Annotated in this window: 14 protein-coding genes; 10 read left to right on the forward strand and 4 right to left on the reverse strand. The window is 60.2% G+C overall.

Annotated elements, in window-relative coordinates:
* Positions 1 to 48 precede the first annotated feature (48 nt).
* The 5 genes from VSP_RS17785 to VSP_RS17810 all read left to right on the forward strand — a co-directional run bounded on the left by VSP_RS17785 (position 49) and on the right by VSP_RS17810 (position 4,933).
* The gene (locus VSP_RS17785; protein WP_009962386.1) at positions 49 to 975 is read left to right on the forward strand and encodes a LamG domain-containing protein; all 927 of its coding nucleotides are present in this window, start codon (positions 49 to 51) and stop codon (positions 973 to 975) included.
* A 320-nt stretch (positions 976 to 1,295) separates the two neighbouring features.
* Positions 1,296 to 2,261 carry an ABC transporter substrate-binding protein gene (locus tag VSP_RS17795; RefSeq protein ID WP_009962388.1) on the forward strand — a complete coding sequence of 322 codons (966 nt, stop codon included), beginning with the start codon at positions 1,296 to 1,298 and terminating at the stop codon, positions 2,259 to 2,261.
* Between the two features lie 89 nt (positions 2,262 to 2,350).
* Positions 2,351 to 3,475, forward strand: coding sequence for an ABC transporter permease (locus VSP_RS17800; protein WP_009962389.1), 1,125 nt, complete (start codon positions 2,351 to 2,353; stop codon positions 3,473 to 3,475).
* Positions 3,472 to 4,377 (forward strand): ABC transporter ATP-binding protein, encoded by a 906-nt coding sequence (locus VSP_RS17805; protein WP_009962391.1) that lies wholly within the window; start codon positions 3,472 to 3,474, stop codon positions 4,375 to 4,377. Before VSP_RS17800 ends, VSP_RS17805 begins: the two co-directional genes overlap by 4 nt.
* 136 nt (positions 4,378 to 4,513) lie before the next feature.
* Positions 4,514 to 4,933, forward strand: a complete 420-nt coding sequence (locus VSP_RS17810) for an exosortase system-associated protein, TIGR04073 family (protein WP_009962392.1) — start codon at positions 4,514 to 4,516, stop codon at positions 4,931 to 4,933.
* Between the two features lie 359 nt (positions 4,934 to 5,292).
* On the opposite strand, the gene VSP_RS36050 is transcribed toward VSP_RS17810, so the two are convergent.
* On the reverse strand, positions 5,293 to 5,898 hold the full coding sequence (locus VSP_RS36050; RefSeq protein WP_009962394.1) for a L,D-transpeptidase family protein: 606 nt from the start codon (positions 5,896 to 5,898) through the stop codon (positions 5,293 to 5,295).
* A gap of 121 nt (positions 5,899 to 6,019) precedes the next feature.
* Entirely contained in the window at positions 6,020 to 7,126 is a 1,107-nt protein-coding gene (locus VSP_RS36055; protein WP_157210947.1) for a leucine-rich repeat domain-containing protein, read from the reverse strand.
* Between the two features lie 115 nt (positions 7,127 to 7,241).
* Here VSP_RS36055 and VSP_RS36060 point away from each other — a divergent pair, with 115 nt between their 5' ends.
* From VSP_RS36060 to VSP_RS17840, 4 genes are all read left to right on the forward strand, one after another.
* Positions 7,242 to 9,071 (forward strand): metallophosphoesterase family protein, encoded by a 1,830-nt coding sequence (locus VSP_RS36060; RefSeq protein WP_009962397.1) that lies wholly within the window; start codon positions 7,242 to 7,244, stop codon positions 9,069 to 9,071.
* Between the two features lie 5 nt (positions 9,072 to 9,076).
* Complete coding sequence (locus tag VSP_RS17830; protein ID WP_009962398.1) at positions 9,077 to 9,403, forward strand: hypothetical protein; 327 nt, start codon at positions 9,077 to 9,079, stop codon at positions 9,401 to 9,403.
* A 49-nt stretch (positions 9,404 to 9,452) separates the two neighbouring features.
* Positions 9,453 to 9,746 carry a putative quinol monooxygenase gene (locus VSP_RS36065; RefSeq protein ID WP_009962399.1) on the forward strand — a complete coding sequence of 98 codons (294 nt, stop codon included), beginning with the start codon at positions 9,453 to 9,455 and terminating at the stop codon, positions 9,744 to 9,746.
* Positions 9,747 to 9,848: 102 nt separating this feature from the next.
* Complete coding sequence (locus VSP_RS17840) at positions 9,849 to 10,523, forward strand: YqjF family protein (RefSeq protein ID WP_009962400.1); 675 nt, start codon at positions 9,849 to 9,851, stop codon at positions 10,521 to 10,523.
* A 10-nt stretch (positions 10,524 to 10,533) separates the two neighbouring features.
* Here VSP_RS17840 and VSP_RS17845 read toward each other — a convergent pair whose 3' ends face one another.
* The gene (locus VSP_RS17845) at positions 10,534 to 11,412 is read right to left on the reverse strand and encodes a class I SAM-dependent methyltransferase (protein WP_009962402.1); all 879 of its coding nucleotides are present in this window, start codon (positions 11,410 to 11,412) and stop codon (positions 10,534 to 10,536) included.
* Positions 11,412 to 13,034: an FAD-dependent oxidoreductase gene (locus tag VSP_RS17850; RefSeq protein WP_009962403.1), complete on the reverse strand. Its 1,623-nt coding sequence runs from the start codon at positions 13,032 to 13,034 to the stop codon at positions 11,412 to 11,414. Before VSP_RS17850 ends, VSP_RS17845 begins: the two co-directional genes overlap by 1 nt.
* 142 nt (positions 13,035 to 13,176) lie before the next feature.
* On the opposite strand from VSP_RS17850, the gene VSP_RS17855 reads away from it, so the two are divergent.
* On the forward strand, positions 13,177 to 13,962 hold the full coding sequence (locus VSP_RS17855; RefSeq protein ID WP_009962404.1) for a hypothetical protein: 786 nt from the start codon (positions 13,177 to 13,179) through the stop codon (positions 13,960 to 13,962).
* Positions 13,963 to 14,176 lie beyond the last annotated feature (214 nt).

The following is a 14,176-nucleotide window of genomic DNA, read 5'->3' on the forward strand; positions in this document are numbered from 1 at the left end:
GCAATACAGGGTGAATACCAACCGTAAGCGTTGGGCCACCTTGTAGAAATGCACTTTTTTTCCATCCCCCGACTGATTCCTGCCGCGGCCAGCACTCTGGCAGCAGCAGCGCTTCTGGCCGCATCGCGGCCCTGTGCGGCCTCTACACTGATTTATTTTCAGTTTAACGGCACCGATGGAGCGGCTGCTTCCGCAATCACAGACTCCTCCACCTACGGTCTGAACGGCACCGCCAGCGCCTCAGGCTCCGGCCAGGCACCCAAGTACAGCTCCCAGACTGTCGGCCCGGTTATTACCAATGGCATAGGCGGAGAGATCCTCAACGCCAGCAATACCTCGTCGCTGAAGTTTGACAACACGGGGACGGTGACCAGTGGCGATGGCGGACGAATCACCGTTCAGGATCCCATCGGCAATGATTCACTCCTCGAACCCAGCAGCTTCACCGTCGAGGCCTTCATCAAAGTTCAAGATTCCATTCAATACCCCACTCTCGTTTCCAAAAGCAGGGTGGACGGGGGTGGCTCAAGCTGGCTCGTGGATACGAACAGCAACAACACTCTGCGAGTGCGCACCGATCACCAGGCGATAGGAATCGCGACCAGCCCCGCTCCTCCCGGGTTTAACCAGTCCATCAGCAGCACTCAAAACATAGCGGATGGAAACTGGCATCATTATGCCGTCACTTATGACGCCACCGGGAAGAGGTTTACCATCTATCTGGACTACGTCTCGATCGGCACTGGTACGCTCAGTGGCGGTGAGCCCGATCTCGTTTACGACGACAATCCGCTGCTTATCGGTCAAGGAGGCGGAGGCCGCGCTTTTGACGGTTGGATGGATGAATTTCGCTTCACGGATTCTGTTCTCACCAGCGACCAGTTCTTGAGAGCCGTCCCTGAACCCAGTCGGGCACTGCTTCTGACGCTCGCCGTCACCTTGATGTTGACGCGTCGTCGCCGTCCGCGTTCTTGAATTCGCTGATGACGAGAGGGCAAAGGCAGGTACGCAAGCCGCTGCCGCACGCCCCCCAATCCAGCTTACGCCAGGAAGCGCTTCGCGCTGGGCCGGGTGCAGCATGCCCAGACTTGATCTGGTGAGATGCCGCCCGCCAGCACCCTTTTGCTGCCAGCCCGGCACATGATGAGCATTTGCTGCCTGCCGTAAAAACCTGCGGGAGCTTGGCCTGCCACCTGCTTGCACATATGACTCCGAGCACTCCACCGTCGTCGTGCAGGCTCTTAAGTGCACACGTTTTAGCAAAAAGGTAACACACTCGAACTGACCCTCTCATCATGAAGATCAAGATCCTCTCTCTTCTCGCTGCCCTGGGCTGCGCGCTCCAGCTCCAGGCCGAGCCGCTCAAGGTGGCCTACTCTGACTGGCCGGGCTGGACCGTGCTGGAGGTCGCCAAACAAAAGGGCTGGTTCAAAGAGGCCGGGGTGGATGTGGAATTGCTCTGGTTCGAATACCTGCCTTCCTTGGATGCCTTTGCTGCGGGCAAGGTGGACGCCGTCCTGGCCGTGCATACCGACGCCCTGGTCACTGGTGCTAACGGAGCGAAAAGCAAGATCATCGCCGCGACAGACTACAGCAACGGCAACGACAAGATCATCGGCAAACCAGGCATCAAGTCCATCAAGGATCTCAAAGGCAAGAAGGTGGGCCTGGAGCTGACCCTCGTGGAACACCTCCTACTGTTGAAAGCGCTGGAGATGAATGGGCTCAAACAAAGCGATGTGGAGCTCGTCAATGCTGCCACCAACGACACTCCCCAGACCCTGGCCTCTGGTCAGGTGGACGCCATTGGAGCTTGGTACCCCATCGCTGGACAAGCCCTCACCCAAGTGGCGAACTCCACGCCGCTGTTTACCAGTGCAGACGCCCCTGGTCTCATCTATGACGTGGTCGCGGTCAATCCCGTCAGCTTGAATGATCGCAAGGACGACTGGGGCAAGTTCCTCAAGGTGTACTTTCGCTGCATCGACTACATCCTCGATCCCAAAACCGAGGATGATGCCGTGAAAATCATGGCTGCCAAAGTCGGTGCCGACCCCGTCGAATATAAGAAGAACATTCCCGGCACGAAGTTCCTCACTCTGAAGGAAGCCAAGGCGGTCATGAAGAAGGGAGACGGCCTGGGCTCCCTCTACGGGTCACTCACGATCGGTGACAAGTTCAATGTGGACAACAAGGTTTACAAAGAGTCGCAGAAGCCAGCTTCCTACGTCGCCCCCAGCCTCCTGCAGAGTCTGGAGTAAGCCACCACCACCGCCCGGACGTGACCAGTTCCAATCCGGGACTGGCACGTCCTGTGCGGTTGCTCACTCATTGAATTCCCGACGCACTTATGGCTCTATCCTCACCTCCCCCCAAGCGCGATTCGGACTTTCTCGGCCTCAAAAAGGAACTCCCGCCCCGGCGGAACTGGCTGCTCGGCGCAGCGTCGTTTCTCCTCCCCCTCGTGCTTTGGGCAATCGTCTCCTACGTCCCTTGGCTGTGGCACCCTCTGGTGCATGTCATTGATGCGGGCGAGGTGGAGATGTTTTCTGAAGGGATGGACCTGCCCAGGGCTGACTTTGACCGCGCCAACGCGCAGGCCGTTGCCGAGGGCCTGGCACCTGGTTCGGGAACTCGCGTCAATCCCGTTTACCTGCCCGCTCCTCACGAGGTGGCCCGGGCCTTTTACACAGCCTTCACCACCCCTCCTCGTCTTCCAGGCGAGCCCTGGCTTCACCAGAGCCTCTGGCACAGCATCAAGGTCATTGCCTCTGGCTTTTTGCTTTCTTCACTCGTCGGGGTCCCACTTGGCATCCTCTGCGGCTCCTTCCGCTTCTTCTCCCGTCTCCACGAGCCCTTCATTGAGTTCTTCCGCTATCTCCCCGCACCCGCATTTGGCGCGCTCTGTGTGGCCATGCTCGGCATCCATGATGCGCCCAAGGTGGCGATCATCTTTATCGGCACCTTTTTCCAACAGGTCCTCGTCATTGCGAACACGGTGAGGAAGGTGGATCCCGGTCTGATCGAGGCGGCTCAAACCCTGGGTGCCTCCCGGAGGAAACTGGTCACCCGGGTGATCATTCCCTCCAGCATCCCGGAGATTTTTACGGACATGCGGATCCTTCTTGGTTGGGCATGGACCTACCTCATCGTCGCCGAAATCATCGGAGCCACCTCCGGGCTCACCTGGTTCATCAACCAGCAGGCGCGCTATCGGAATTTCGACAACGTGTACGCCGCCATCTGCCTGATCGGCTTCATCGGCCTGGGTACGGACATCCTCCTGGCCAAGCTCGGCACCATGATCTTCCCCTGGCGGCGGCGCAATCGCGGCCCCTCCTTCTTGGGAAGCCTAATCTCCCGTCTCATCAAACCGCTGAAAAAATCGATCCATACCGCGGGCTCCACTGCTTCAGCACCCGCGCCGCCGTCCAAAACTTCCCCGGCTGCTTCTGACATTCCGCCATCCGCATGAACGCCTCCCCTTTGGCACCTCCTCCTGACTACCGCACTCAGGATCCAGCAGTGGCAGATCGCTTCAAGCGGCTCTACCAGCGGCCGGTCATCCTGACGGTGGACAACCTGCGCAAGGACTTCGGGTCCAACGGCAGCACCCGCACGGTGTTCGACAACCTCAGCTTCAACATTCATCGGCGGGAGTTCATCACCGTCATTGGCCCCTCAGGATGCGGGAAGTCCACCTTCATCCGTATCGCCGCCGGCCTGGACGATGCCTCCGGGGGGCAGATCCTTCTGGATGGTCAACCCGTCTCCGGCCCCGGCCCAGATCGCGGCATGGTCTTCCAAGGGTACACCCTGTTCCCCTGGCTCTCGGTGAAGCGGAACGTCATGTTCGGGCTGGAGATGCGGGGCAAGGACAAATCCACGGCCGAGAACGAGGCGGGTCTGTGGCTCGACATGGTGGGGTTGTCCAAGTTTGAGAACTCGTATCCTCATGAGCTGTCCGGAGGCATGAAGCAACGGGTGGCCATCGCCCGCGCCCTGGCAAACGAACCCCGCGTCCTGATTATGGACGAGCCGTTCGGCGCCCTGGACGCCCAGACCCGGGCTCAGATGCAGAGCTACCTGCTCCAAATCTGGCGCAAGGTGGACGTCACCATCCTGTTCATCACCCACGATCTGGACGAGGCCTGCTACCTGTCCGACCGCATCCTCGTCCTCGGTGCCAATCCAGGCCGTGTTGTGGAGTTTATCGAGAACCCCGTCCCTCGCCCTCGCAGCCCGGCGCAATGCACTTCTTCAGAATTTCAGGCACTCAAGTACCGGCTTGAAGAGTTGATCCATCCTCCTATCGAGATCGAGGAACAGCAGCTCCCCATGGTCCGTCTCACCGAAGCGGGCGATGATGTGGAATAGGTAGTGACGACCAGGGGAGGCACCGTTGGCGATTTTGAGTCTGAAGAATTCGCCACCTGCTCATTTTCTGGACTTTTTGATCCTTTCCTTCTTGCCAAAGCACGGCAAAATTGGCTAACTTTCACTTAATTCTTTCATGAAAAATCGTATCACCCTCATGCTTGTCGGTGCCCTCACCTTGGGCAGCCTCGCTTTCGCGGACATTCAGGCTCCTCCCGGGGCTAAATGGAACTGGAGCCGCAAGCTCTCCCGCTCACTGGCGAACTTGGCTTATGGCGTGACGGAGTATCCCACGACCTGGAGCAAGGTGGAGCGTCAGGACGGCGTCAATGCTGCCGCCACCTCCATGGTGGTTGAAGGCACCTCCCGCACCTTGGTGCGCGTGGGCTATGGCCTCTTCGAACTGGTCACCTTCCCCTTCCCGGCCTACAAAGGCGGCTACAAGCCCCCTTACAACAAGGACGAGCGTTTCGACACATGGTACGGCTATGAGGAATTCCCCCCTCAGCTCGGCTTCACCTCCCAAGCCCGCTACAGCCGCACGCAGAGCAACTAAGCTGTCGGTCTGATTTTGATTTCGTGAAAAAAGGCGAACCGTAAGGTTCGCCTTTTTTGTTACAGGTCAAGGAGCGGCGGTTTGTCCTTCAAGCACAACCGCCGATGGTGACAAGAGGGAGCAGTGTCCAAGCAACAAACTCAAGCCGCTACGCCCCTCAACGTCCAACCTTCACTCCTTTGGTTGGCCCGGGGTGAAAGCATCGCGCGAGGAACGTACAACAGAGCAGGGTTGAAAAAAACCGCCTCCTTTCGCTGGCGCATTCTTGGCCTACCCGCGCCCAAACAACCTCGAGTTGCCTATCATCTGGGAGTGTTGGCCGAAATGGACGAGCGCCCCCCAAACCCGGAATTCGCTCATCAATCCTTTTTGTCCGGCGACTTCGCCAAGATCGTCACCGGGGTACCGATCGCCGTGTTGGCGAAAAACTTCTGGGCCATGTAACGTGGCACCCGAATGCAGCCGTGGGATGCCGTCGCACCAGGGCGCGGGATAGGACCCACGTGGAGTCCTACGCCATCATTGGTAAGGCGCTGGAACATAGGCATGCGTGCGGGGGAAAACTGGTGCCCCTCCGGCACCTCCTCCTTGCTCAGGTTGAAATCGCTGTCCACCACCTTGCCGTCCACATCCAGCAACTTGCCGTACAGGTTGGAAATCTTGTCTGGCGTCTTTTCGATGATCCGGAACTTGCCGGAAGGCGTGGGATGCGAAGGCTTCCCGGTGGCCACATAGGTCCATCCCACCAGCTTCTTGCCGCGGTAGAACTCTGCTTTTTGGGTATCCAGATAGATGACGATGGAGGGCTCCCCTTGCACACCGTCCCCCTCCCAGTGGTACATCACAAACTTGGCGGGCTCAGCGGCGGGCTTCTGATGCCGATTCCCGGTAGCACAGGAGGAGAGACCAAATGCGGCAGCCCAAACCAGCAGAGCACCGGTTTTCAGTGTCCAGGATGCAGCCATCGAGCGGGAAGACAGTATCAGTTTTCTCATGGGAGTTCGGCGCATCTATAAGCGAGGGCACAGGGGCTGACAAGCCCCATGTGCCCGGCGAAATGGGCCACAGGCCCGACTGCCCCGTTCGTCAGGGATTGATCCGCAAATGGGCCGCTTTCAGTTCCTCCACCACTTTCTTGGAATCTTCGGACAACGGGTTCCCCCCCAAGTACAGGTTCAAGTAAGGAGCAAACCGCCGGGCTCCATCGAGGTCTTTTTTAAGCATCCGCTGCAAGGGCAAAAGATCCACCACCTTGTTCCCATCCAGAAAAATCCAGCGCAACTCCGTCAGAGGCTCCAGGGGGGCCACATCCACGATCTGGTTGTTTTTGAGCGAGAGCATGCCCAGCCACTTCAAGGCACCGATGCCGCCGATGCTGGTCAGCTTGTTGTCATCCAGATAAAGGGAGGATGCCTTCGGCAGTTTGAACAGAGGGCTCGCATCAGCGATCTGGTTGCCGGACAGGTAGATGGAGGTGAGCGCGGGAATGCCCCCCAGCGGCGTGACATCCTTCACCTTGTTGCCGGTGAGTTCGAGGTATTGCAGTCCTTTCAGGGTGCCCAGTGCAGTGATGTCCTCCACCTGGTTCCCCGCCAGATCCACAAACTGCAGACGCTCCAGGCCTTTGAGCGGTGTGACGTCTTTCACCTGATTGTTGGCCAGTTCCAGTTGCGCCAGCGCCTTGCACTGCTCCAGGCCGGAAAGGTCGGTGATCTTCATTCCCTTGCCTTGGACAAAGGAGATGTTCTCCACGTCGGTGGCATAGAGCGGCTCATTGTTGTCCCGCTTGGCGAATACCTGCTTGCGCACCGCTGTTTCCAGATTCCTGTCTTTGAAGACCGGCACTTGCGGAGGAGCGGCAGGCTTGTCATCCTTTTTCTTTTCGGTCGGCTTGGCCTCCGCAGCCTTGGGGGCGTCCTGCTTCTTTTCGTCTTTCTTGGGCTCTGCGGGCTTGGCTTCCGCAGGTTTCTTTTCTTCCGGCTTCTTGGCTGGCTCAGCAGGCTTGTTCTCCGCCGCCGGAGCCGCGGCGGCTGGAACTGGAGCCGCTGCGGGCGCAGGAGCAGGAGCAGGCGAGGGTGCGGGCGCAGATGCCGGTGCCTGTGGAGCAGGCGCGACCGCGGGCGGATTGTCTGCACCACGCGACAATCCTACGATGGACAAAACGGTGATTCCTGTGAGGAGACGGAAGTTCATGGCGAAGACAATGGGAGGTTCCTGATTCGTGGCTTGCCAATACGGGATCACACGTGGCAAACTTTCGCCAACCAACACAGGAAAGTCACCCGTGAGGCAACGCCCGGCTCCCGCCATGAAAAGACTTTTTCCCGTCCTCGTCACGCTGTTTTTGCCCTCCCTCCTGCTCTCCGCCGAGTCTCCACCTCAAACTGAGAGTCCGCCGCCCAGAAAACGTGAGCCGCTCATCGTCCCGAATGTTCCACGAAACGAGCTCATCTGCTTCGCGCTCTACACCACCAGCAGCGGTATCCTCAAGATGTCCGCGTTCCTCTACCCCCTGATAGACGGCGAGGAGCGCAAGCTGACGCTTGAGGTGATAAGGGATGGCAAGTGGCAACCTCTCTCGGAAGCGCCCGTGGAGGAGCTGGGGTGGATGGCCCAGTTCCGCGTCTCCCCCTGGGACGAAGCCGGGGACCACCGCTACCGCATTACCCACGCGGGCGGTTCCATTTATGAAGGCCTGATCCGGCGCAATCCGGTGGACAAGGACGAGATTGTCGTGGCGAACTTTTCCTGTAATGGCAACAACGACCGCGGGCCCCGGGAGGACATCATCCGCAACATCAAGGCCCAGAATCCTGACCTGCTCTTCTTCGCCGGAGACCAGAGCTACGACCACAAGGAGCACTATGCCGCCTGGCTGCTCTTTGGCCGGCAGTTCGGGGAAATATGCCGGGACCGCCCCGTGGTGACCATTCCGGACGATCATGACGTGGGCCACCCGAACCTCTGGGGTGAAGGCGGTGAAATCTCCCGGGTCCCGACCGGCAGCGATGGCGGTTATTTCATGCCCGTGCCCTACGTGAACATGGTCCAGCGGGCCCAGTGTGGGCACCTGCCAGACCCCGTGGATCCCACCCCGGTGAAGAACGGCATCACCGTGTACTACACCTCCCTCCAGCTCGGTGGCATCGACTTCGCCATCCTCGAAGATCGCAAGTGGAAGACCGGGCCTGCGGGACTGGTGCCCCAGATGGGCCCCCGCCCGGATCACATCAACGACCCCAACTATGACCGCCAGAGCATCGACGTACCGGAGGCCCAACTGCTGGGTGCCCGCCAGCTCAAGTTCCTGGAAAGCTGGACCAGCTCCTGGAATGGTGTGGAGATGAAGTGCGTTCTTTCCCAAACCCCGTTCGTGGGTACAGCCCATCTGCATGGTGGAAAAGCGGACCGGCTCCTCGCAGATCTCGATTGCAATGGCTGGCCCCAAAGCGGGCGCAACGCCGCGCTGCGGGCGATTCGCCGGGGCTTTGCCGTGCACCTCTGCGGAGACCAGCATCTCTCCACTGTGTGCCAGTACGGCATCAACGCCTGGGGAGATGCGCCCTGGGCCTTCGCCTCCCCAGCCATCGCCAACATCTACCCGCGATCTTGGGATCCGCTTGAAAAGCCGAAGCGACACGACGCAACGTCTGCTCTCCCCGCCACAGGCGACTACTACGACGGCTTCGGCAACAAGCTCACCATGCGCGCCTACTTCAATGCCGTGCCGGAGAACAACATGGGCGTGGGCTATGGCATCGCCCGCTTCCGCAAAAGCACCCGCGAAATCACCTTCGAACTCTGGAAACGCGGTGCAGTCGTCACCAACGACAAACCCGTCACCGGGTGGCCGGTCACGATCCGCCAGCAGGACAACTACGGTCGCGCACCCTTGGGCTGGCTACCCACTTTGAGAATCTCAGGAGCCAAAGACCCCGTCGTTCGCATCGTGGAGGAATCTTCAGGCGAGACCGTCTATGCTTTGCGGATTCAGGGCAGCCAGTTTCGGCCGAAGATCTTCAACGCCGGAAGTTACACCGTTGTCGTAGGTGAAGGCGAGCATCAAGTCACGGTGCCCAATGTCAGTTCCCTGCCACTGGATGCGCCGGAACTGAATCTCGAAATCACTGTACCCTGACCTCCATGGGCGGCTTTTCCTGGGCAGTTGTCATCATGTACTACATTTTGGGTGCAGGCGCTGGGGTATTTCTGGCGCTCTGGCAATGCCCGAATCTCTTCGCCAACTCAGATCGCCTGATCGTCTATGCAGTGTTGTTCGGCTTGATCACGCTGGGCGGCGGCATTGGCGGACTGGTCCAGACCATACCAGGCACCACGCCGGATACTTACCTGATCCCTCCTGACGAACCGGTGAACAGCCGCGCCAGCACCTTTGTGATGTCCTGCTCCATCGCGCTCGGAGCAGCCTTGCTGGGATTCGCGCTTTACCGCTATCTGGCCCCCGGCTAAAGAACGCCTGCGCACCTGCCTGCGTTTCCCAATCACCACCCACTTCCCTATGATCTCCCTTATTGTCACCGTTGAAGTCCACCCCGAGCGCGTGGAAGAATTCATCCAGTACATCACGGAGGAAGCCGCTGATGCCCGCACCAAGGAGCCCGGCTGCCGTCGCTTTGAAATCAGCCAGAGCGTGGACAAGCCCAACCTCTTCACGCTCACAGAAGGCTACGATGACCTGGCCGCCCTGGAGGCCCATCGCGCCACTCCGCATTTCCTGCTGTTCCGTCAGCGCGCAGATTCCGGGCTGATTCTCAGCAAGCAGTCTGTCTGCGGCAACATCATCGACGCCTGATCCCAGGCCGGAGGATGTCCGGCCATCACTCCGTTTTCCATGGGTCAGCCGACATTGGATCACCGCTTGGGGGTGCGCGCACGACCGCCGCACCCCCATGTCATGTACCAGACGTGGAGTCACCTGCTCTTCCTCCACTGGGAGTGGGACGCCGCGGCCATTCAGCGCACACTGCCCTCTGGGCTGCACGTGGATACCTTTGGCGGCAGCGCCTGGGTCGGCCTGGTGCCGTTCTTCATGCGGAACATCCGCCCTCGATACCTTCCTGCCGTGCCCTGGGTGAGCTATTTCCTCGAGCTCAACGTCCGCACTTATGTGCACGATGACGAAGGCCGCCCGGGGGTCTGGTTCTACTCGCTGGACTGCAACCAGCCCCTCGCCGTGTGGACGGCGCAGACTTTCTTCCACCTGCCCTACCAGCATGCCCGGATGACGGCAGAGTTTGGTACGGGGAAGGAGATTCACTACCGCTGCCACCGGGTCGGCGCTCCCGAGGGCTCTGAATTCCGTTATCAGCTGGGAGCCACCCCCACCCTTGCCGAGCCGGGCACACTGGAGTTCTTCCTGGCGGAGCGCTACCTGCTTTTTGCACACACACCACGCGGGATATTCCGCGGTCAGGTGCATCACGAGCCCTACCCCCTTGTCCCGGCGCAAGTAAATGCCTGGGACGACCGCATCCTCCAGATGCAGGGCTTTGCCAGCCCCGGTCGCCCGCCCGACCACGTCGTCGGCTCTCCGGGGGTGGATGTCCGGGTCTATCCCTTACAGGGATAAGCCGCGCTCATCAATTGTTGGAAGTGAATACAATATGGCTTTTGCAATCCAGCGGCGTCACGCCCAGTCTCACCCGGCAGCTCCAGTACCAAGGCCGGACGTTGTTTCCCAGCATCGTCCGGCAGGTCTCGCGTAAGTCGGTGAGCCCTACCTCATCCTCCCCGACACCGAGCTTCAGCAGGGTCTGCACATGGCCCTGGCTGGTGGCGAGCCCGAAGAGGCGATCCCCCGTGCCGTCATCCACGTGATGCACCAGCACCTCCCGCACGTAGGCAAAGTTCCCGGAGTCTTTCATGCGTCCCAGGTGCCCCTCCTTCTCCCACTGCCGGAGTTGCTCCGTCACGCCGTGACGTCGCTCCAGATCGCGCGCGGTCTTCATGCATTGCTCATAAGCCTGGTCCACCTGCCAGACTCCTGTGGCCGGAGGCCAGTCATAGTCAAAGGCGGCGAAGACCCCGCCGGGGCGCAGCAGCCGGGCCGCTTCCTTAAAGGTCCCTTCCGGCTCCATCCAATGCAACGACTGGGCACACGTCACCAAGTCCGCGATGCCTCCCGGCAACCCCGTCTCATGGGAGAAGCCCCGGCGATAGCTCACTCCCGGCAGAGACGTCTGCACGGCCTGCTCCCGCATGCTGTCGGACGGCTCCACCCCGACCACCGCATCTGCCTTGCCCGACCAGTAGCGGGTGGACAAGCCGGTGCCTGAACCCAGATCGACCACAAGCCGGGGCCGCTCGACGGCCGCCATGCGACACAGCAAGGGTGCCAGTGCCTGCGGAGGCGAAGGGCGCACCTCATCATAGTGGGCGGAGAATCCCGTGAACCGGGCGATGTTCCCCTCGAATCCCATGTCACCTTTGCCGCCGTCAGGGTCGTGCGTCGCCTGCATCAGGGAACGTCCAACACCTGCGCGTCCTTCTCAAGGCGCAGTTTGAGCTCCTGATAGTCCAGCTGCTGCACCGGCACCCCGCTGTCCATGGCCAGCACGGCAGCTGTGGCCACAGACTGACCCATCACCATGAAGGTCCACTCCAGGCGGATAGCCCCGTACGCCACATAGCTGGAGGAGGGGCAGGTGGGCGTGAGCAGATTCACGCATTCTGCGGCCTTGGGCACCACGGAGCGATAGCTCACACCAAAAGGAGCCCACTTGTACCCACCAAACACCGTGCCTTCATTCCAGGCCGCTCCGCCCTTCACGATCCTGCGGGCGTTGTGGAGATCAAACGGCCACCAGACCAGCGCGACAGCGTCCTCCACCGCCACCTGGTTCTCCTTCCGTCCATGCGCCTCAGTAAGCACAAAGTCGCTAATCATGCGCCTCCCGTTGCGCACGTATAACATGCGCGGCCAGCCGCCGTGATCCTGAAACTCGTCTTTGCACACGCCCCATTGGGACCAGGCTTGCCGCACATCCTCAGGCACGCTTGGGTCATTGGCGGAGAACCAGCAGAGCCCCTGGATGAAGGTCAAGCTGCGCTTTAACAACTCCTGCCGGCGCGCGTAGCTGGCCGTGGGCCATTCGTGATTCCAGCCGATCAGGTTGCCGGAGAGATCATGCCAGGAGCCCAGATCCGTCTTGCCGTTGGGGAGGGCCGGGCCGGGCTTCCAGAGTTTCCCCCCTGCCTTCACATAGCGCCGGTAGATCTCGTAATCCTCGGGGTTGTAGCCAGCAGGCTTGGCAAAGGGAATGCGGTTGGCGGGATCCTTCGTGAGACAGAGCCTGAAGCAGTAGGCCTGGATGCTCTCATCTCCTGCGCCATGCTCGCCCACCACCCCGTCTTGAATGCAGGCAATCAGGCCACTGGATGGGTCCCCAGGCGTCTTGTAAGGATCCACCCGCACGGAGAACTGATTGTAGGTCGTGTTGGCACGGATGCCGTTCAGCGTCTCCCCATACTTGGCATTGCCCTCCCGGCCTACCGTGGTACTCACGCCAGCCGCCGCCAGCAGGTCGCCTTCATAAGTGGCATCAATGAACATCCGGCCCCGAAATTCCTGGCCACCTTCCGCCTTGAGCGCCACAAGACGCGGCCCCTCCTTCACCGCGCCGCCTGCGTCTGCCAGCCGGGTTCCCGGAAACAGCCGGATCCTTGGGAACTCCTTCATCCAGGTGGAGAACACCTCCTCCGCCACATGCGACTCAAAACGCCACAGTGCCGGTTTCTTTTCCCCCGTTCTGAGCATTTCATCGAACTCCGCCAGTTTCCCGTATCTGCGCGCCGCCTTACGGTAGAACTGGAGCGTCAGCCCTCCCACTGCAGGACTGTTCTGAAAGGGCTTGTGGTTGTCGATGTCCGATCCCCCCAGTCCCTCCACACTCATCCCGCCGAAGTGCTGGCCAGGCTCGATCAAGGCCACGCTGCGCCCCATCTTGGCCGCCTGCACTGCCGCCACCACCCCGGCGCTGGTGCCGCCATAGATGACGAGATCCGTCTGGACCAACTCCTGCCCGGCCAGGGGCAGTACAGACAGCAGGGTCAGAGCAAGGTAAGCAAGAGGAAGTTTCATTCGATGAAGAAGTCGGAAATTCCGGAATTTGGACGGGAGAACCTTGTCCGAGATGAACTCATCTTCACTTGGGCAGGCAAACGCCGATACCCTGTGATTGCCCCGATAGAGCAACCCGCCACCCCGCCGTATAGCATCCTCCATGAATTCACGCACCCTTCATTTCAGCAGACCTCTGCTTGCCCTGCCTTTCCTTCTGGCTGGTCTCACCTCTGCATCGGCGGCAGACGCCCCCAAACTGCCCAAGGTCCCTTCCAAGTCGATCGCCGTGAAAAAGGAGCTCTTATTCTCGGATGATTTCCAAGGAGCCACTCCGGCCGCCGTCTGGCACAAGGTAGTGCCAACTTTCGCGGTGGAGAATGGCATGCTCAAGGGCACCCAGACCCGCGACCAGAACATTCCCGCCGCTGACGGCAAACCGGCGGTCACCGCCCATGCCGCCGTCCACGGCCTGGAGATCCCCACCAAGGACAGCGTGGTGGAAGTGAAAATCAAGTTTGAGGGCGCAACCATGATCGATGTTGAGTTCGATGATCGCAAGTACACCGGCGCTCACTATGGCCACCTCTGCAGGGCCCAGGTCCGCCTCAATGGTGTGACCATCATCGACGAACGTGATGGAGGCATGAAGAATGAGATCCGTGAAATGCGCAACAGCACCGACCCAGCCAAGAAGGCGGAGGCCAACAAACTGTTGGCAGGCCGTCAGGTCACCTACCCAGCAAAGCTTGAGACGGGCAAATGGTACAACCTGGTGGTGGAAACCGTGGGAGACGAAATGCGCGTCACTCTCGATGGCGAACCTGCCGCTTACCTGAAGTCCTCTGGCATCGCACACATCACCAAGTCCAAGATCGAGCTGGGCGTGGCGGGCAAGGATGGGTTCTACGACGACATCAAGGTGTGGAATGCCGCGCCGGCCAAATAAGGCGGACCGAACGCATCTTCATAAAAACCCCTTCCCCATTCGCTCATGAGCCCCTCTCGACTTGCCCCACGTCATTGGATTGCCGTTGGTTCTCTGATCGCCGGAGTGGCCATGATCACCCTCACGCAAGAACCGGCTCCTGGCAGTCGCCCCGCCGTCCCGCATGAATTCCCAAGTTTTTGAACAGGACCTACTCAGGGCGAAGAACGCCGAC

The sequence above is a fragment of the Verrucomicrobium spinosum DSM 4136 = JCM 18804 genome, assembly GCF_000172155.1.
Taxonomy (GTDB): domain Bacteria; phylum Verrucomicrobiota; class Verrucomicrobiia; order Verrucomicrobiales; family Verrucomicrobiaceae; genus Verrucomicrobium; species Verrucomicrobium spinosum.